Origin of the sequence: Rhodanobacter sp. C05 (genome assembly GCF_002001165.1) — a bacterium.
In the GTDB taxonomy this organism is placed as follows: Bacteria; Pseudomonadota; Gammaproteobacteria; order Xanthomonadales; family Rhodanobacteraceae; genus Rhodanobacter.
Genome location: NZ_MUNQ01000016.1, coordinates 141,121 through 161,117 on the forward strand (window position 1 = coordinate 141,121; position 19,997 = coordinate 161,117).

At 63.5% G+C, this 19,997-nt stretch carries 14 protein-coding genes; 6 read left to right on the forward strand and 8 right to left on the reverse strand.

The window, feature by feature from the left end:
• Window positions 1-66: 66 nt before the first annotated feature.
• Window positions 67-2,337 carry a DNA translocase FtsK gene (locus tag B0E51_RS13925; protein ID WP_254424529.1) on the reverse strand — a complete coding sequence of 757 codons (2,271 nt, stop codon included), beginning with the start codon at window positions 2,335-2,337 and terminating at the stop codon, window positions 67-69.
• Window positions 2,338-2,420: 83 nt separating this feature from the next.
• Window positions 2,421-3,485 (reverse strand): alanine dehydrogenase, encoded by a 1,065-nt coding sequence (ald, locus tag B0E51_RS13930; protein WP_077445472.1) that lies wholly within the window; start codon window positions 3,483-3,485, stop codon window positions 2,421-2,423.
• Window positions 3,486-3,701: 216 nt separating this feature from the next.
• Between ald and trxB the strand changes: the two genes are divergently transcribed.
• The 3 genes from trxB to aat are packed head-to-tail and all read left to right on the forward strand — an operon-like array spanning window position 3,702 to window position 6,581.
• On the forward strand, window positions 3,702-4,667 hold the full coding sequence (gene trxB, locus B0E51_RS13935; RefSeq protein ID WP_077445473.1) for a thioredoxin-disulfide reductase: 966 nt from the start codon (window positions 3,702-3,704) through the stop codon (window positions 4,665-4,667).
• Window positions 4,668-4,707: 40 nt separating this feature from the next.
• Window positions 4,708-5,847, forward strand: a complete 1,140-nt coding sequence (locus tag B0E51_RS13940) for a GNAT family N-acetyltransferase (protein WP_077445561.1) — start codon at window positions 4,708-4,710, stop codon at window positions 5,845-5,847.
• A complete protein-coding gene (aat, locus tag B0E51_RS13945) occupies window positions 5,844-6,581 on the forward strand; it encodes a leucyl/phenylalanyl-tRNA--protein transferase (protein WP_077445474.1) in 738 nt (245 codons plus the stop codon). The genes B0E51_RS13940 and aat overlap by 4 nt, the downstream gene beginning before the upstream one ends.
• 15 nt (window positions 6,582-6,596) lie before the next feature.
• Here aat and B0E51_RS13950 read toward each other — a convergent pair whose 3' ends face one another.
• The 3 genes from B0E51_RS13950 to B0E51_RS13960 form a co-directional block, all read right to left on the reverse strand.
• Entirely contained in the window at window positions 6,597-7,409 is an 813-nt protein-coding gene (locus tag B0E51_RS13950; protein WP_077445475.1) for an HD domain-containing phosphohydrolase, read from the reverse strand.
• 105 nt (window positions 7,410-7,514) lie between these two features.
• Complete coding sequence (ispG, locus tag B0E51_RS13955; protein WP_077445562.1) at window positions 7,515-8,774, reverse strand: flavodoxin-dependent (E)-4-hydroxy-3-methylbut-2-enyl-diphosphate synthase; 1,260 nt, start codon at window positions 8,772-8,774, stop codon at window positions 7,515-7,517.
• A gap of 77 nt (window positions 8,775-8,851) precedes the next feature.
• Window positions 8,852-10,801: an acetyl-CoA hydrolase/transferase C-terminal domain-containing protein gene (locus B0E51_RS13960; RefSeq protein WP_077445476.1), complete on the reverse strand. Its 1,950-nt coding sequence runs from the start codon at window positions 10,799-10,801 to the stop codon at window positions 8,852-8,854.
• 285 nt (window positions 10,802-11,086) lie between these two features.
• On the opposite strand from B0E51_RS13960, the gene xseA reads away from it, so the two are divergent.
• On the forward strand, window positions 11,087-12,433 hold the full coding sequence (gene xseA, locus B0E51_RS13970; protein ID WP_077445478.1) for an exodeoxyribonuclease VII large subunit: 1,347 nt from the start codon (window positions 11,087-11,089) through the stop codon (window positions 12,431-12,433).
• A gap of 102 nt (window positions 12,434-12,535) precedes the next feature.
• Here the strand turns inward: xseA and B0E51_RS19320 are convergent, their stop codons facing one another.
• Complete coding sequence (locus B0E51_RS19320; RefSeq protein ID WP_143525932.1) at window positions 12,536-13,054, reverse strand: hypothetical protein; 519 nt, start codon at window positions 13,052-13,054, stop codon at window positions 12,536-12,538.
• 214 nt (window positions 13,055-13,268) lie between these two features.
• Window positions 13,269-14,039: a slipin family protein gene (locus B0E51_RS13975; protein WP_077445563.1), complete on the reverse strand. Its 771-nt coding sequence runs from the start codon at window positions 14,037-14,039 to the stop codon at window positions 13,269-13,271.
• Between the two features lie 164 nt (window positions 14,040-14,203).
• On the opposite strand from B0E51_RS13975, the gene B0E51_RS13980 reads away from it, so the two are divergent.
• The gene (locus B0E51_RS13980; RefSeq protein WP_077445564.1) at window positions 14,204-15,634 is read left to right on the forward strand and encodes an aldehyde dehydrogenase family protein; all 1,431 of its coding nucleotides are present in this window, start codon (window positions 14,204-14,206) and stop codon (window positions 15,632-15,634) included.
• 9 nt (window positions 15,635-15,643) lie between these two features.
• Here B0E51_RS13980 and B0E51_RS13985 read toward each other — a convergent pair whose 3' ends face one another.
• Window positions 15,644-16,405 (reverse strand): YdcF family protein, encoded by a 762-nt coding sequence (locus tag B0E51_RS13985; protein ID WP_077445479.1) that lies wholly within the window; start codon window positions 16,403-16,405, stop codon window positions 15,644-15,646.
• Window positions 16,406-16,565: 160 nt separating this feature from the next.
• Here B0E51_RS13985 and B0E51_RS13990 point away from each other — a divergent pair, with 160 nt between their 5' ends.
• A complete protein-coding gene (locus B0E51_RS13990) occupies window positions 16,566-19,985 on the forward strand; it encodes a glycosyltransferase (RefSeq protein WP_077445480.1) in 3,420 nt (1,139 codons plus the stop codon).
• Window positions 19,986-19,997 lie beyond the last annotated feature (12 nt).

Sequence of the window (19,997 nt, forward strand, 5' to 3'; positions counted from 1 at the left end):
TTGGAACATGGTGACGGCTTTGAAGTGTGGATCGTGCTGGCTTAACGGAAGGGTACGAGCGGGTGCTCAGTTCTTCGGCGGTGGCGGTGCCAGCACTTCGCGGTTGCCGTTGTGCTGCGGCGCGCTGACCACGCCATCCTGTTCCATCTGCTCGACCAGCCGCGCGGCGCGGTTGTAGCCGATGCGCAGATGGCGCTGCACACCCGAGATCGAGGCACGCCGGGTCTGCGTGACGATTGCCACCGCCTTGTCGTACAGCTGGGTATCGGCATCGCCACCGCCTTCCTCACCATCCTGCGGCAGGCCGGAGTCGTTGATGTACTTGCCGTCGCTGGTTGGTTGCGCCTCTTCCAGCACGCCTTCGATGTATTGCGGTGCGCCCTGCGATTTCAGCCACGCGACGACGTGATGCACCTCATGGTCATCGACGAAGGCACCGTGCACGCGTTCCGGCGTGGCGGTGCCGGGCGGCAGATAGAGCATGTCGCCGTGACCGAGCAGCGCTTCCGCACCGCTCTGGTCGAGGATCGTGCGCGAGTCGATCTTGCTGGAAACCTGGAACGCGATGCGGGTCGGAATGTTGGCCTTGATCAGGCCGGTGATCACGTCCACCGACGGGCGCTGGGTAGCGAGAATCAAGTGCACGCCGGCGGCACGCGCCTTCTGTGCCAGACGGGCGATCAGCTCCTCGACCTTCTTGCCGACGATCATCATCATGTCGGCGAATTCGTCGATGATGATCACGATGTACGGCAGCGGTTCCAGCGGTTCGGCGGCGAGATTCGGCATGTCGGGGTTGGGCCGGAACAGCGGATCGAGCAGCGGCTGACCGGCGTTCTCGGCGTCCTTCACCTTCTTGTTGAAGCCGCCGAGATTGCGCACGCCCACGGCGGCCATCAGCTTGTAGCGGCGTTCCATCTCGGCCACGCACCAGCGCAAGGCGTTGGCCGCTTCCTTCATGTCGGTGACCACCGGCGCCAGCAGGTGCGGGATGCCCTCGTACACCGAGAGCTCCAGCATCTTCGGGTCGATCATGATCATCCGCACGTCTTTCGCGCTGGCCTTGTACAGCAGCGAAAGCACCATCGCGTTGACCGCCACCGACTTGCCGGAGCCCGTCGTGCCGGCGACCAGCAGATGCGGCATCTTGGCCAGATCGACCACCACCGGCTTGCCGCCGATGTCCTTGCCCAGCGCCAGCGCCAGCGGCGACTTCAGCTGGTCGTATTTGTCCGAACGCAGGATCTCCGACAGGTAGACGATCTGCTTCTTGGTGTTGGGGATTTCCAGGCCGATCACGTTCTTGCCGGGGATCACGTCGACCACGCGCACGCTGACCACGGAAAGGCCGCGCGCGATGTCCTTGTCCAGGCTCGATACCTGCGAACCACGCACGCCAGCCGCCGGCTCCATCTCGAAGCGGGTGATCACCGGACCCGGATAGGCACCGACCACCTTGGCGTCGATCTTGAAATCCTTCAGCTTGAACTCGACCTGGCGCGAGAGAACCTCGAGGGTTTCCTCGGAATAGCCCGGGCCCTGCTCCGGCGCCTCGTCCAGCAGCGACAGCGGCGGCAGCTCGCCTGGCGTGGCGGCACCGACGAACAATGGAATCTGGGTCTCGAGCCTGGCCCGTTCGCTTTTCGCCACCGGTGCGGGAGGCGCCTCGATGCGCACCGGTTCACGCTTGGCCTGCTTGATGGCGTCGGCCTTCTTGACCACGTCGCGTTCGGTGCGCGCCTGCCGTGCAGCCAGCGCCTCTGGCGCCTCGCGCAGCTTGCTCTTGATCCAGTCGACCAGCTTCAGTACGCCCTGCCCGGTCCAGTCGGCCACCTTCAGCCATGACAAGCCGGTCGCCAACGTCACCGCCGCCAGAAACAGTGCCAGCACCAGCAGCGGCGCACCCTTGTCGAGGGCCTGCGAAAGCGGGCGTCCGACCCACAGGCCGATGATGCCGCCGGCACCCTGCGGAGGTACCGGGTCATCCCCGAAGTCGAGATACAGCAGCGCCGGACCGGTGACAAAGAAAAACACGGCGCCGATCAAGCGCAGCGAGGGCTCCCACGCGTGCGCCGTCCGCTCGCCGTGCTGACGCAGCACCTGCACGCCCAGCAGCAAAAGCAGCAGCGGAAAACAGTACGCCACGTAGCCGAAAATCCAGCGCAACAGATCGGCGATGTGCGCACCGAACGTACCGCCGAAATTCTGCACCAGGTTGATCTGGTTGGCGTTGGTCCAGCTGGGATCGCGCGCGTCGTAGGTGAGCAGGCAGATCAGCAGGTACAGGGCAAGCGGCACCAGCAGCAAAGCGCCGGCTTCACGCAGCCGGCGCTTCAGCTCCTCGCTGAGGCCTTCCTTCGGTTGTTGTTTGACGTTCGCGCTTCGCGCCACCTTGGAAGGCTTCCTTTTGCCAGTCTGGATCAGAGCATACCTTGCAATGCCGGATGTACCAGCTTGCCGCCGTCGACATTGATGCCGCCGGCGAGCGGAGCGAACTCGCGCCACTCGTTGCCGGCAGCCAGACGCTGCACGTACGGCAGGATCGCGGCGGAGATCGCCACCGACGAGGTCTGCGGCACCGCACCCGGCATGTTGGTCACGCAGAAGTGCGTCACGCCGTGCACGTCATAGGTCGGCTCCTTCCAGGTGGTCGGCTTCGAGGTCTCGAAGCAGCCGCCCTGATCGATCGAGATGTCGACCAGCACCGAGCCCGGCTCCATCGTCTTGACCATCGCTTCGGTGACCACACGCGGCGCCTTGGCGCTGGGGATCAGCACGGCACCGACCACGATGTCGGCATCGCGCACTTCCTCGGCGACCGAGGATTCATAGGCGTACAGCGCGGTGACGTTCGGGCCCATCGCCATCATCTCGGCGAGACGGTCCTGGCGCTTGTCGAACACCACCACGTTGGCACCGGCGGCAGCGGCCAATGCAGCGGCATTGCCACCGGCCGCGCCGGCGCCCAGCACCACCACCTTGCCACGCGGGGTCGAGGCCATGCCGCCCAGCAGCTTGCCCTTGCCGCCCTGCGGACGATGCAGCAGGGTCGTGCCGATCTGGGTGGCGATACGGCCGGCGATCACCGACATCGGCAGCAGCAGCGGCAGCACGCCGTTCTCGTCCACCGACTCGAACGCGATGCCGGTCAGGCCGATGTCGAGCAGGCTCTTGGTCAACGCCGGCTCGGCGGCCAGATGCAGGTAGCAGAACAGCAGGTGGTGCTTCTTCAACAAGGCCAGATCGCCGGCAACCGGCTCCTTCACCTTGACGATCAGCTCGCCCGCCTCGTACAGCGCAGCGGCGTCCGGCACGATCTTGATGCCCTGCTTGACGTAGGCCTCGTCGGCGAAGCCGCTCTTCAGGCCGGCACCGGCCTGCAGGAACACTTCGTGGCCACGGCGCACCAGGTCGGCGGCGGCGGCGGGAACGAGGGCAACGCGACCTTCAAGGGTCTTGGTTTCGGAGGGGATACCGATACGCATGGGAGCAGTCCTGTGGGTTCTTAGCAGGGGCGACTTGCGTGCACCCAGCCTGGTTAATAAAGCATCAATGGACTGGAAAGCTTGAATCGGGGTGCTCCCTTCCCCATCCTTGCGGATTCAGACTCCGCCGCGTGCCGCGAAACGGTTGCATGAAACCGCGGCAGGGGCTGAAGCGAATAACGATCAAAGCTGCCAGTTAACCCAAGGATTATACCCATGAGCGCCACCCCCAAACACTCTCGCCTGCTGATCCTCGGCTCCGGCCCCGCCGGCTACACCGCTGCGGTGTATGCGGCCCGTGCCAACCTGAAGCCGACCATGATCACCGGCCTGCAGCAGGGCGGCCAGCTGATGACCACCACCGACGTGGACAACTGGCCGGGCGACGTCGAGGGGCTGCAGGGTCCGGCGCTGATGCAGCGCATGGCCGAGCATGCCGAACGCTTCCATACCGAGATGATCTTCGACCATATCCACACCGCGGATCTGAAGCAGCGCCCGTTCCGGCTCAAGGGCGATTCCGGCGAGTACACCTGCGATGCACTGATCATCACCACCGGGGCCACCGCGAAGTACCTCGGCATCGCCAGCGAAGAGAAATACAAGGGCAAGGGCGTGTCCGCCTGCGCCACCTGCGACGGCTTCTTCTTCCGCGACCAGGACGTGGTGGTGATCGGCGGCGGCAATACCGCGGTCGAGGAAGCGCTGTACCTGGCCAACATCGGCCGCAAGGTCTATCTGGTGCATCGCCGCGACAAGCTGCGCGCCGAGAAGATCATGCAGGACAAGCTGTTCGAGAAGGCCGCCGCCGGCAAGATCGAGCTGGTCTGGAACCACAGCATCGACGAGGTACTCGGCGACGACACCGGCGTCACCGGCGTGCGCGTGAAGGACGTCAACTCCGGCGTCACCCGCGACATCGAGGCGACCGGCTTCTTCGTGGCGATCGGCCACACGCCGAACACCGGCATCTTCGAAAGCCAGCTCGACATGCACGATGGCTACATCAAGATCCACAGCGGCCAGCACGGCATGGCCACGATGACCTCGATCCCGGGCGTGTTCGCCGCCGGCGATGTCGCCGACCACGTGTATCGCCAGGCGGTCACCTCGGCCGGCTTCGGCTGCATGGCCGCGCTGGATGCGGAACGCTGGCTGGATCAGCAGACACCGGCCGGCTGATGAACCTGCGCGGCAGTGCGGCTACCAGCGCCAGCGTGCCTTGATCGAGGCACGCTTCCACCCGGCGATCGATCAGCTGCCGGCAGACGCATGGGACGCGCTGCGCGCCGACGCGAACCCGTTCGTGTCGCACGCGTTCCTCGCTGCGCTGGAACAAAGCGGCTGCATTCTTCCCGACTGGGGCTGGCAGGCGCATCACCTGGGCCTTTATGAGGATGGCCGGCTGCTCGCCGCTGCACCGCTGTATCTGAAAGGCAATTCGCACGGCGAGTTCGTGTTCGACTTCAGCTGGGCCAGCGCATGGCAACGCGCCGGTGGCGAGTACTACCCGAAGCTGCTCAACGCCGTGCCCTACTCGCCCGTGCCGGGTCCGCGCCTGCTCGCCGGTAACGACGAAGCGACACCACGGCTGCAACGCGCGCTGGTCGAAGCGATGCGTCGCGAGACCGAACGGCTCGGGCTGTCTTCGGTGCATGCCAACTTTCTGCAGGAAAGCGAACTCGATGCGTTCGGCACAGAGTGGCTGGCCCGCTCGGACGTGCAGTTCCACTGGCACAATCACGGTTACCGCCACTTCCCTGCCTTTCTCGCCACGCTCAACCACAAGAAGCGCAAGAACATCCTGCGCGAACGCAGCCAGGTCGAGGCCAGCGGCGTGGCGATCGAATGGCGCAGCGGCGATGCGCTCAGCGACAACGAATGGCGGCAGGTGCATGCGCTGTACCAAGCTACGTTCGATGCCAAAGGCAACCATGCGGCGCTGACAGCTGCGTTCTTTCATCAACTAGGCGCACTGGGCCAGACCGCGCAACTGGCACTGGCTCGCCACGACCAGGCCATCGTCGCGATGGCGTTGTTCGTACAAAGCGACCGCGTCCTGTATGGACGCTACTGGGGCAGCTCGGTCGATATGCCAGGGTTGCATTTCGAGCTGTGCTACTACCGCGGTATCGAGCATGCGATTGCGCAGCAGCTGATCCGCTTCGAGCCCGGTGCGCAAGGCGAACACAAGCTGGCGCGCGGCTTTCTGCCGGTGCGCACGTACTCGCAGCACTACCTGTCGAATCCGGGATTTCGTGCCGCGGTCGCCACGGCGCTTGCGCGCGAGGCGGAAGCGGTCGACGCTTACGCTGCCGAACTGCAAGATCACAGCCCGTACGCCGACCGCACCAGACGATGATTCATCTGCCGCAGCTCGCTGTCGATCTGCCGGATCGTTTCCCCGATCCACGCGCTGCGCTGGCCGAGCCGAACGGACTGCTGGCGTTCGGTGGCGACTTGTCACCGCAGCGGCTGCTGACTGCCTACAGCCTCGGCATCTTTCCATGGTTTGGCGAAGGCGAACCGATCCTGTGGTGGTCGCCCGATCCGCGTTGTGTGTTTCGCACCGAGAATCTGAAGATCAATCGCAGCCTGCGTCGCCAGCTGACCGGCAAGGGTTGGCGACTGACCGTCGACCACGCGTTCGACCAGGTGATCCGTGCCTGCGCCGCGCCACGCGCTGGGGAATCCGGTACCTGGCTGGTGCCGGCGATGATCGACGCCTATGCGCAGCTGCATCGCCAGGGTCATGCGCACAGTGTGGAAGTGTGGGACGGCACGCAGCTGATCGGCGGCATCTACGGTGTCACGATCGGCCGGCTGTTCTGCGGCGAATCGATGTTCAGTGCCGTGAGCGGTGCTTCGAAAATTGCGTTGATGGCGCTGGCCCAGTTGTTGCGCGAACTGGAATTCCCGCTGATCGACACGCAGGTGAGCAATCCGCACACACAGTCACTGGGTGCGGTCGAGGTACCGCGTGCGCAGTATCTGTCGGAGGTTGATCGCCTGATCCGGTTGCCCGGGCATGCGGGCAACTGGGCCGACCTCACGCCACGACTGCTGCAACCATGCATGGAGCAGCCTGCACGCTGAGCTGTCACGCCAGATCTAGTTGGCGTCAGTCTCACCCAGTTTCTTGAGTACGTCGTAATGCCCAAGGAACAGGGCCACCAGATTCGGATCGAGCTGGCTGCCAGCGGCGTTGCGCAGGTAATCCAGCACTTCCGCTTCGGGCCATGCCGGCTTGTACACGCGTGCCGTGATGAGGGCATCCCATACGTCGACCACGCTGAAGATGCGCGCGGCCAGTGGAATCTCGTCGCCACGCAAGCCCTGTGGGTAGCCAGTCCCGTCCCAGCGCTCATGGTGGCTATAAGGAATATCGGCCGCATCACGCAGAAAATCCACCCGCTGCAGCAGCTCGAAGCCTAGCCGTGGGTGCTGGCGCATTACCGCCATTTCCTCATCATCCAGCCGGCCCGGCTTGACCAGCACCGCATCGGGCATGGCCAGCTTGCCGATATCGTGCAGCAGCGCACCCAGGGCAAGGTTGCGCAGTGCGTGGCCATGCACCCCGGCCAACCGGGCCAGCCCGCCTGCCACGCGCATCACCCGATCGGAGTGATCGCCGGTTTCCCTGTGCCGGATATCCATCGCCGAAACCAGCACGCGCAAAGTCTGCTCGTGCCCATCCAGCAGCAACTGGTTGGCGGCATTGAGGCGGCGCATGTCGCGACCGATCATCCAGTACAGCACGATGCCGGTGAACAATACGAACACTCCACCCTTGACGCTTTGCAGGATGGTGAGTTCGGCCTGGCCATGCACCAGGGCATTCAGCGCGCGATCGGAAAACCAGATCCATAGCGCGGACAACACCACGTAGTAAAAGGCGATGCGAAACTGGGGACTGATCTTCACGGCAAGGCTCCGGCGAGGGGTCTCGCACGCGGCATTCACGCCACGCTTCGTCGTGGACAGGCGAAAGTTTGAAGCACCGACCACGAAGACAGTGTGACAGAAGCTTCAGCCAGCTCGCACCGTGTATTTGCGGGCGACATAGTCGTCCAGGATGCCCACGAATTCGTTGGCGATGTTGTCGCCGCGCAAGGTCATCGCCTTCTCACCGTCGATGAACACCGGTGCTGCCGGTGCCTCGCCGTTGCCCGGCAACGAGATGCCGATATTGGCGTGCTTGGATTCACCTGGACCGTTGACGATGCAGCCCATCACCGCCAGCGTGAGGTTCTCCACGCCGTCGTACTTCACCCGCCACAGCGGCATCTGCTCGCGCACGTGTTCCTGCACGGTCTTGGCCAGTTCCTGGAAGAACTCGCTGGTGGTGCGACCACAACCCGGGCAAGCGGTAACCAGTGGAGTGAACGAACGCAGACCCATCGTCTGCAACAGTTCCTGCGCCACGATCACTTCACCGGTCCGCGACGCACCCGGCTCCGGTGTCAGCGAGATGCGGATGGTGTCGCCGATGCCTTCCTGCAGCAGCACCGCCAGTGCGGCGCTCGATGCGGTGATGCCCTTGGAACCCATGCCGGCTTCGGTGAGGCCCAGATGCAGCGCGTAGTCGCATCGCGCGGCGAGGTCGCGATACACCGCGATCAGTTCCTGCACACCGGAAACCTTGCACGACAGGATGATGCGATCACGCGCCAGGCCGATCTCTTCGGCGCGCGCGGCGGAATCCAATGCCGAACGGATCAATGCCTCGCGCGCCACATGCGACGCATCCCACGGCTGGGCGCGCTGGTGGTTCTCGTCCATCAGCGTGGTGACCATGCTCTGGTCGAGCGAACCCCAGTTGGCACCGATGCGCACTGGCTTGTTGTAGCGCAGCGCCATCTCGATGATCGCGCCGAACTGGCTGTCCTTCTTCTTGCCGAAACCGACATTGCCCGGATTGATGCGGTACTTCGCCAGCGCCTCGGCGCAGGCCGGTTCGCGCTCCAGCAGCTGATGGCCGTTGTAGTGGAAGTCGCCGATGATCGGCACCTCCACGCCCATCATCGCCAGGCGTTCGGCGATGCGCGGCACCGCCGCCGCCGCAGCCGGCGTATTCACCGTGATGCGCACCAGCTCGGAGCCGGCGCGGGCCAGCTCGGCAATCTGTTTGGCAGTGCTGGCCGGATCTTCGGTGTCGGTATTGGTCATCGACTGCACCACGATCGGTGCACCGCCGCCTACTTTTACCTTGCCGATCTGCACGCCCACGCTGGGACGGCGCAAGGCGGGCTCGGCCAGACGTGGGGAGGAGGAAGCTGTTTCATTCATGGCGAACGTGACCGGATCGTACAGCGGCAACAACGGGGCGGCGAAGCTGCAAGGATAACCGAACCGGTGTGACCGCTTCAGCGTCGCAGTGCTGTCTGCAGCAGGCGACGCTGCACGCGATCGGCGAGCGTGCGCGGCGCTGTCAGTCCCATCCGCGCCAGGGCTTCGGCCTCGCCTGCAGCCACCGGACCGGGCCGGCAGACGGCACGCAGCAGGCGGAATTTGCCGAGCCACGTGCTGCTGGTGGACTTCAGCCAGTTCAGGGCGGGCAGCAGCAGCTGCTCGATTTCGGTGAAGTCGCTGCCGAACGGAAAAGCCGGGAACAGGCCTTTCTGCTGCATCGGCGCCAGCGCCTCATGCAGGTGTCGTGGATGGTGCCGACGCCAGGCTTCCGGTATCGCGAAATCCGCCGCCAGCTTGCCGTGTGCTTTCGCTTCGGCACACAACGCGTCGAGAAAACGCGCATCGCTGATCGACAGCATCGCCTCGATGCATTCGCTGTCGCTCTTGCCGCGCAGGTCGGCGACACCGTACTCGGTGATGATGAAGTCGCGCAGATGACGCGGAATGGTGGTCTGGCCGTAGCTCCAGCGGATATTGCTTTCGATGCCGCCGCGGGTGCTGCGCGTCGCACGCAACAGCAGCGCCGAGCGGCCATCGGGCAATTCATGCGCCATCGCCACGAAGTTGTACTGGCCGCCGACGCCACTGACCACCGCGCCGTCTTCAAGCGTATCGGACACCGCCGCGCCGAGCAGGGTCGCCATCATGCACGTATTGAAGAAACGCGCACCGCGCCGCTGCAGCATCGCCAGCGCCTGATGATCGCCATACAGCTGGTTGACGTTGGAGACCGGGCACATGTCGATCGCATCCGGATCGGCGGCCTCGGTGGCGTCGAGCCAGTCGTACAGTTCCTGCGAGCCGAGGAAGAACGCACCGCGCAGGTAGTGGCCGCCCGGCGTGGACTGATTCAGCCGACCGTTGGCGGAAGCACGCTCCAGCGCAAGATTGTCCCAGCTGCGCCGCTTCAGGATGCCGCCACGCTGCAAGTGCATGAAGCCATCCATCACCATTTCGCTGGCGCCGTACAGACCGGTCTGGAACGGCGCCAGGCCTCCCGTACGTCCAGCCAGTGCGTGGGTGACACCGCGTGGATCCAGCGCCACCAGGGCGCGTCGCCATTGCGTATTGTCGTGCTGGCGCAGCAGCAATGCCTTGACCAGCGCGTCGGACAGAGCACCGATGCCGATCTGCAGGCAACCGCCATCTCTGACCAGCGCACTGGCATGCAGGCCCAGCGCGTATTCCGCCAGATCGACCGGCAGCCGCGGCAGCATGAACAACCGCGGCGATTCCTGCGGGCACAGCTCCACATCGAAATACGCTTCCGCCACCTCGGCGGCACCGCTCATGTAGGGCAGATCCGGATGCACGACTGCCACGCACAACGGCCGCTGCCTGCCTGCGGTCTGCACCTGGCTGAGGAAATCCAGCGTGAGATCCGGATTGCACGACAGGCTGTAGTGCACGCCGTCCGGCCCCTCGCGCCGCGCCACCAGTTGCACCAGCAGGTTGATCTCCTGCACCGCCAGATCACGGGCGACGTGGGTGTAGTTCTGGCTGATGTAATTGCGCTGGGCTCGCGTCGAATGCAGCAGCGCACCGGACTGCAGGTAGAACTCATGTACTTCGACGTTTCCAGGCAACGCATCGCGCGCCTCATCCAGCGCGTACTGCGGATCGATCTGGTCGGCACCGAAATGCCGCTCGAGAAACGGACCGAGGAAACGCTGTTCCAGCCCCGGTGCCGGTTGTGGCTGCGTCAGTGAAAGCGCCGTATACAGACGCAACGATCGGGTCGGTTCGTTCCGGGTCAGCTGGTACAGCGCATTGAGCAGACCGTGTGGTTTGCCCAGACCCAGCGGAGCAGCGATGCGCAGATCCGGGCCCAGCTCGTCGGCGAGGTAGCGTGCACAGGCATCGGTGTCGCTGTAACGGTGCTCGATCGGCATGGTTCGGATCATGCCAGAAGCTCCGGGATGCTGGCGCCTGCGATGACCACAACCGGCCACCAAGTGCATCTCTGTGCCCGCCGCGGCATGCCTGATCGCTCATGGCCCATCGGTCCCACGATGCTGGCAGTCTGGTTCCGGGCCAATCCGGAGTAGCCATCTTTGGCGTCAAACGCCTGCAGCAGGCCGTGACCGCGCATCCCGATTTCACTGCTTGAAGCTGTTCATGCACTTTCCGCGTCAAGCGGATGTTTTCTCACGACTTGATACTGTCAGCATGCTAGGCTCGTATCCCTTATGCATGCGCCGTTCGACGAGACGCCACGCCACATACTGACCCCCAGCTCGCTCAACCGGCTGGTGCGCGATCTGCTGGGCGATGTGTTTCCGCTGGTATGGATCGAGGGCGAGCTGTCGAATGTGGCGAAACCGGCTTCCGGCCACCTGTACTTCACCCTGAAGGACAACGGTGCGCAGGTGCGTTGCGCGATGTTCAAGCCAAAGGCCGGCATGCTGCGCTTCCGTCCGGTCGACGGCATGCAGGTGCTGTTGCGTGCCAAGGTTGGCCTGTACGAACCACGCGGCGAGTTCCAGCTGGTCGCCGAAAGCATGGAGCCGGCTGGCGAAGGCGCATTGCAGCGTGAATTCGAACAGCTCAAGGCGCGGCTTGATGCCGAAGGTCTGTTTGCGCAGGCGCGCAAGCGCCCGCTGCCCCGTTACGCGCGGCGCATCGGCGTGATCACCTCGGCCACCGGCGCCGCCGTGCGCGATGTGCTGAGCGTGCTTGGCCGGCGCTGGCCGTTGGCCGATGTCGAGGTGTTGCCGGTGCCGGTGCAAGGTCGCGAGGCGCCCCCAGCGATTGCCGCGATGCTGCGCAAGGCCTCGGCCAGTGGCCGCTACGACGTGCTGCTGCTGACCCGCGGCGGCGGCTCGCTGGAAGACCTGTGGGCGTTCAACGACGAGACGGTGGCACGGGCGATCCACGCCAGCGCTGTACCGGTGGTTTCCGCCGTCGGCCACGAGATCGACTTCAGCATCGCCGACTTCGTCGCCGACCTGCGTGCACCCACACCCTCGGCCGCGGCCGAACTGCTGGTGCCCGATGCGGTAGCGGTCGGCCGTCATCTGCAGCAACTGCAGCAACGCATGGTCACCTTGCAGCAACGCCGGTTGCAGGCACAGTCGCAACGCGTCGATCACCTGCTGGTGCGACTGCAGACCCAGCGACCGCAGGCACGACTGGCCCGCGACCGCGAACGCCTGCTGCATCTGCAACACCGCCTGGGTGCCGTGCTGCGCGAACAGAGCCAACTGCGACAAACCCGGTTGGAACGGCTGCATGCGCGCCTGCTGGCACAGCATCCGCGCACGCAACTGTCGTTGCTGGCACGTCGGCTGGCCGAGCAGGACCAACGCCTGCGCCGCGCGATCACTTACACGCTGGAACGCCAGCAGACCGCACTACGTCATGCAGGTCATGCGCTGCATGCGATAAGCCCGCTGGCCACACTGGAACGCGGCTACGCGATCCTGTTCGACGAGGCGGGACAGGTAGTGCGCTCGGTCGCCGCTGTCAGCGAGGGCGACACCGTCAATGCCCGCGTGAGCGATGGCGAACTCAGGCTGCGAGTGCTTGACAAATAATCGACGAGGCTTGACAGCCATCTTCGGCTAGTGCGCGAACTATCACTGATCAAAGGCGAAGGATTGACGTTTGATTACCTCCATCCCCTTAAACTCACCTTATCACCAGCCTCTTATTGAATCGCTCACTAAAATACCATCGCACATCACGATATCGATGCCGCGAATGCGCTCGATCCTAATATCATGGGATCGAACCTGTGTGTTCATCACATCCACAAACACACGAAAATCATGCATGCTGGCGGGGAATCTTATCCATCCGCTGGACCAGAAGCTCAGCGAGACTCCATCACGAGGAATAATAAAAAAAGACCTGGCAGGCTCGGCACTTAGACCTTTTCTTACAACATCTTTGATTACCTTGATATCTGACCATTTCAAAAATAATACTGACCTTCCAAAAAAAATCCTAGAAATTCCGTTATCGTTGACCACCAAATCCATACAAATGACACGATCAATAAAAGCTAACACTATATTAAAAACGACACCAAAAATAAAAACAAGATTATCTTCATTGAATCCGCTTTGTCTAATTCCAATAATCGCTAAAAATGCACAAATTATCGCAAAAACACATACGTATATTAGTCCCGTCTTTCGGAATTTGAACGTCATTTATTTATCCTCAATACAGTGAACCGTGGCGCTACAAATCCTTGGTGATAAATAACATACGGGGCTGCTGTCGATGACGGCGGCGGGCTCGTCACAATAGGTTGTTGCATCTGTGGCGGCTGTTGAGCTGGCGGGAACATGGATGTCAAGCTGTGAGCGGCCATCAAACGGGACGGGGAAAATTAAATGTCGCCTGTCAGTGACTCACATCCCCTCAATCGCCGCCGCCCGTCGCCTTGTCAGCCAGCCGCACCAGCGCACTGGCTGCGCTGACGAATTCCGACGGCATCATCACGATGGTCATCGTGTTCTGCTCCGCGCCGACCTCGGTCAGCATCTGCATGCGGCGCAGCTCCATCGCCATCGGCATATGCGCCATCTTGGCGGCCGCTTCGGTGAGTTTCAGCGCAGCATCGTGCTCGGCTTCGGCCTTGATGATGCGGGCACGCTTCTCGCGATGCGCCTCGGCTTCCTGTGCCATCGCGCGCTGCATGGACTGCGGGATCTCCACATCCTTGATCTGCACACGATCGACTTCGACACCCCACGGCTCGGTGACCTTGTCGATGATCTCGCCGAGCATGCTGGACAGCTTCTCCTGTTCCTTCAGCAGCTCGTCCAGCGAATGCTGGCCCATTACGCTGCGCAGGCTGGTGAGTGCGGTCTGACGTACCGCATCCTCGAAGTTCGCCACCTGCACGATCGCCCGTTCCGGATTGATCACCTTGTACCAGACCACCGCACGCACCTTCACCGGCACGTTGTCATTGGTCATGGTCTCCTGCGGCTCGATGTCCTGGGTCATCACGCGCACATCGACGACCTGCATCCGTTCGATGACGGGGATGATCCAGGTCAGGCCCGGCTCGCGGGTGGCGCTGTAGCGACCGAGCCGGAACACCAGGCCGCGCTGGTATTGCTGCAGCACGCGCAGGCCGCTGAAACCGAGAAAAATCAGTACCACAACGAAACCGAATAGAGGCATGGAAATCACCCTGAGTGGACCGAGTCGAGAGCGCCAGTGTACGCGCGTGCCGCCATCGTGCTGCATCCCGGCTTGCACAAGGATTCCGGACTGATCGCCTGTCACGAATGCTGAACATGCCGCCCGTCTATGCTGTCCGGCAACCTGTTTCCATGGTCGCCACGATGCTCAAGAAAACCTATCCCTACTATCTCGCCAACCAGCCGCAACAGCCGAATACCGACCTGGTCGTGCTGGACAAGTACAGCGGCAAGATCGCCACGCGAGTCGCGGTACCGGATGCAAAGGCTACCGAAAAGGCGATCGTCGCCGCCGTCAAGGCCACCGCACCGATGCGCGCGTTCAAACCGTGGGCACGTCAGGCAGTTTTGCAGCACTGCGCGCAACGCTTTGCCGAGCGCCGCGACGAGCTGGCCGAGGCGCTGTGCATCGAGGCCGGCAAGCCGATCAAGGATGCTGCTGGTGAAGTGACCCGCCTGATCGAGACGTTCCGGATCGCCGCCGAAGAGGCCGTGCGCATCAATGGCGAGACGCTGAACCTGGAACTGGCCTCGCGCCTCGACGGTTACCACGGCTACACCAAACGCGTACCGCTGGGGCCGGTGTCGTTCATCACCCCGTTCAACTTCCCGCTGAACCTGGTCGCGCACAAGGTGGCGCCAGCGATCGCCGCCGGCTGCCCGTTCGTGCTGAAGCCGTCGGAGAAAACCCCGATCGGCGCGCTGATCATCGGCGAGGTGCTGGCCGAGACCGATCTGCCAAAGGGTGCGTTCTCGATCCTTACGCTGGACGGCAAACACGCCAGCCCGCTGGTCGAGGACGAACGCTTCAAGCTGCTCTCGTTCACCGGCGGCCAGATCGGCTGGGATCTCAAGGCACGTGCAGGCCGCAAGAAGGTCGTGCTGGAACTGGGCGGCAATGCCGCCTGCATCGTCGATGCGGATCAGAAGCCTCATCTCGATCATGTGGTCGAGCGGCTGATCTTCGGCGCGTTCTACCAGTCCGGCCAGAGCTGTATCGGCGTGCAGCGCATCTATGCCCATGCGGACATCTACGATGCATTGAAGAAGAAGCTGGTCGCCGCCACGAAGAAGCTCAAGGCCGGCGATCCGAAACAGAAAGACGTATTCCTCGGCCCGATGATCGACGAGGCCGCCGCCGAACGCCTGCATGACTGGATCCACGAAGCGAAGAAGGCCGGCGGCAAGGTCCTCTGCGGTGGCAAGCGCAGCGGCAACATGCTCGAAGCCACCTTGATGGAAGACGTGCCTCTCAGCGCCAGGGCCAACCGCCAGGAAGTCTTCGGCCCATTCGCCCTGCTCGCCCCGTTCAAGAAATTCAGCGACGCGATCGCGCTGGTCAACGATTCCGACTACGGCCTGCAGGCTGGCGTCTTCACCGACAGCCTCGATCATGCGATGCGTGCCTGGAACGAACTGGAACAGGGCGGCGTGATCGTCAACGACATCCCCAGCTTCCGCGTCGACAACATGCCCTACGGCGGCATCAAGCTGTCCGGGCTTGGCCGCGAGGGCGTGCGCTACGCGATCGAGGACATGACCGAAATCCGTTTGATGGTGATGCGCGAGAGATAACCTCCACGACTACAGTGCGCCAGGTTTTGTTGCGCGCACGTTCCAGCCCATGGCCTCGTACACGCGGTACTGCGCGATGCCGCCGTATTCGTGCAGGGCCAGATCCGTCATGGCGAAGTTGTATGACAACGGCTCCCATGAGCCGATACCGCTCACATATTCGGCCCGCACCGGCGTGGCCGGGATGCCGAAATGCGTGAAGTACAGCATGCCGCGACGCAGATGGTAGGCCGACGACACCAGCAGCACGCGATCCGCACCGTAAGCCTTCAGCAATGGGGCACTGAACTGTGCGTTCTGCCAGGTATTCATGCTGCGTGATTCCAGCAGCAGATCCGCAGCATCGACACCTAGCCGCTGCAATTGTTCGCTGTAGATCGCGGCTTCCGGATTGCCCAGCGCGCGCGCGTCACCGCCGCTCACTTCGACCTTGCACGACTGGCCACTCTGCCGGCAGGCGCGATACAGCGCCGCGGCCCTGTTGATGCGCCCGTAGGCATACAGACTTGCCTCCACATGACCGGTGTCCACCACGCGAACCGTGCCCGCACCCAGCAGCACGATCACATTGCGCTGTCCCCAGGTGACCGGTGCCTGCACCGCATAAGCTGATTGCAGTCGTGTCAGCAACCACGTCGGCACCGGGCCGCAACCAACTGCCAGCAACAGGATCAAGGCCAGCGCGATCAGCGCACGGCTGCAACGCCGCCACCTCAGCAACGCCAGCAGCATCGCCAGCAGGCTCAGCGCAAGCAGTACATTCAGAGTCATCGGCACAGCCCGCAGGAAAGTGGATCGCATTATGCCCGTGCACTAGACCGACGGGCGGCCTGCCCCTGCTGCGATCCCGTATCATCGTGACTCGCTGCTGCGCGGTTAAGCGGTTCCGTGCAAACTGCCAAACCGCCGCACCTGCCAAATCCGCACACGCATGCAAAAAAAGCCGATCTTCTTCGACCCCACCGGCCGACGGGCCAGCCATGTCTCGCGACTGGCGCTGCTTGCCGGCGTGGTCAGCACGCTGTTCGTGGTGGTGTGTGCGATCAGCCTGTTCGTCGGACCGAGCATGGTCGGGCTGCACCTTGGCGTAACACGGCATGCATTGACCGGGGTAAAGGCCGCAGCACCGGAACTGCTCAAGCCAGCTGCGAAACTGGCCGCCGAAGTGCGCGCCCGGCAGAAACTGCTGCATCCGTCACGCACACATGCCGGCAAGGGCAACGCGCCACGCACTCCACCACCACCGTCACTGGACAAGCCGGCCGGGCGGCCGCTGGTGATCGGTTTCTACGTCAACTGGGATGACAGCAGCTATGCGTCGCTGAAGCGCGGACTGCCCACGCTGGACTGGGTGATCCCCACCTGGATGAGCCTGAGCGGCCCGGACATGGCGCTGCATGCCAGCATCGACGCCAAGGCACTGGACCTGATCCGCACACAGAAACCCTCCACCCCGATCCTGCCCCTGCTGCAGAACGCCGTGGACAGCAACTGGGACGGCAAGGGTCTGGCTCGCATGCTGGCGAATCCAGCAATGCGCCAGGAACGCATCACGCAGATCGTTGCGTTCGTTGCCGCCAACCACCTCCAGGGCGTGACGGTGGACTTCGAGGAAGTCCCGGAGAACGCGCAAAAGAACCTCAAGGCCTTTCTCAACGAACTCAACGATGCGTTCGATCCGCACAACTGGGGCATCGTGCTGACCGTGCCCTTCGACGACGCCTCGTGGGACTACAAAGGCTACGCCGACATCGTCGACTTCGAACTGCTGATGGCCTACGACGAACACTGGGCCGGCAAGAACCCGGGCAGCATCGCCGGCCATGACTGGTTCGAACGCACGCTCGACAAGCGCATGAAGGTGCTCGATCCGGACCAGACCATCGTGGCGATCGGCAGTTACGGCTATGACTGGTCGCCCGGACAGAACGCCGAAGCGCTCACCTTCCAGGATGCGATGGACCGTGCGTCCGATGCGCAGGCCGACATCGCCTTCGACCCGGACACGCAGAACCCACACTTTTCGTACAGCGAAGACGATGGCACCAGGCACCAGGTCTGGTTCCTCGACGGCGTGACTGCGTACAACGAAATCCACACCGCCGACGACTACAAGCCCTACGGCTATGCGCTGTGGCGACTGGGTTCGGAGGACCCGTCGACCTGGTCGGTGCTGGGCCGCAACTACGGAGCACCGGCACCGGACCAGCTGCACACGATCGGCCAGGGCGAGGACATCGATATCGAAGGCCAGGGCGAGGTGCTCGAGATCGCCTCGCAGCCCGCACCGGGCACACGTACCGTCGACGTGGACAAGGACGACGGCAGCATCGATGACGAGGGCTACACCAGCCTGCCCACCTCCTATGTGATCCAGCGCGCCGGCACGCTGCCCCACAAGATCGCGCTGACTTTCGACGATGGCCCCGACCCGGAGTGGACGCCGCAGGTCCTCGACATCCTCAAGGCCAAACATGTGCCGGCGACGTTCTTCATCATCGGCGAGAACGCCGAGATGTCGCCGAAGCTGGTGCAGCGCGAGGTCAACGAGGGCCACGACGTCGGCAACCATACCTTTACCCACCCCAACCTGGGCGAGAGTCCGCCCGGGATCGTGGCACTGGAGCTCAACGCTACCCAGCGCCTGTTCGAGGCGCTGACCGGCCGCTCACTGCGACTGTTCCGTGCACCCTACTTCGGCGACGCCGAACCGACCACGGCGGACGAGCTGGTGCCGATCCAGATCGCCCAGCAGATGGGCTACATCTCGGTAGGCCTGCACATCGACCCGAACGACTGGCAGCGTCCGCCGGCGGACCAGATCGTCAACAGCGTGCTGACCCAGATCGCCACCACCAACCCGGACCGCAAAGGCCAGGTAGTGTTGCTGCACGATGGCGGCGGCGAGCGCTCGCAGACGCTGGCAGCGCTGCCGCGCATCATCGACGGGCTGCGTGCCGAGGGTTACGACTTCGTCACCGTGTCGACGCTGGCTGGCCTCAGCCGCGACCAGACCATGCCACCGCTGCCGCCCGGTTCGCTGTCGCGCTGGGCCGACCGCTCGGTGTTCATGACCCTGGGCATGTTCGGACACCTGACCAGCTGGCTGTTGCTGTCTGCCATTTCGCTCGGCGTGGCCCGGCTGCTGCTGCTCGGCGGTCTCGCTCTCGTCAATCTGGTACGCGAACGGCGCCGCACGCTGCCAGTGCTGGGCAGCGACCCGCCGCTGGTATCGGTGCTGATCCCCGCCTACAACGAGGAGAAGGTGATCGCCAGCTCGATCCGCCAGATCCTCAGGAGCCGCTACGCGAACCTCGAAGTGATCGTGGTCGATGACGGCTCTACCGACGCCACCTCGGAGGTAGTCAGCGAACACTACGCGCATGAACCGCGTGTGCGGCTGCTCACCATCCCGAACGGCGGCAAGGCACACGCGGTCAACACCGCGCTGCACGAATCGAAAGGCGCCGTCGTGGTAGCGCTGGACGCAGACACCCAGTTCGAGCCAGACACGATTCCGCGGCTGGTGCGCTGGTTCCTCGATCCCAGGGTCGGCGCCGTGGCCGGCAACGCCAAGGTCGGCAACCGGGTCAACCTGATCACCCTGTGGCAGGCACTGGAATACATCACCGCGCAGAACCTGGAGCGCCGCGCGCTGGCCGCACTGGGCGCGATCACCGTAGTGCCAGGTGCCGTCGGCGCCTGGCGGCGCGAGGTGCTGGAACAGCTCGGCGGCTTCCCGGCCGATACACTGGCCGAGGATCAGGACCTCACTCTCGCCGTGCAGAAAGCCGGCTACCATACCTTGTTCGACAGTGAGGCGATCGCCTGGACAGAAGCGCCGGATACTGCCGGTGGACTCGCCCGCCAGCGCTTCCGCTGGGCCTACGGCACCCTGCAGTGCCTGTGGAAACACCACGACGCAATCTTCCGCCCGCGCTATGGCGCGCTCGGCATGGTCGCACTGCCGCAGGTATGGCTGTTCCAGATCATTTTCTCGGTGGTATCGCCACTGGTCGATCTGGTGCTGGTGTGGCAGATCATTTCCACCAGCCTCGACTACCTGCAGCATCGCGGCCAGTTCAACGACGAGAACCTGATCAGGATGCTGATCTTCTATGCCGCCTTCATGGCGGTGGACCTCGCCGCCGCCGCGCTCGCCTTCGCGATGGAGAAGAAGGAGAAATGGAGCCTGCTGTGGTGGCTCGTGCTGCAACGCTTCGGCTACCGCCAGCTGATGTATTACGTGGTGGTGCGCTCGGTGTGGACAGCTATTCGCGGACCATCGGTGGGCTGGGGCAAGCAGGAACGCAAGGCGACGGTGAGCACAGCGGACGAAACGGAGCATTGATGCACTACCGCT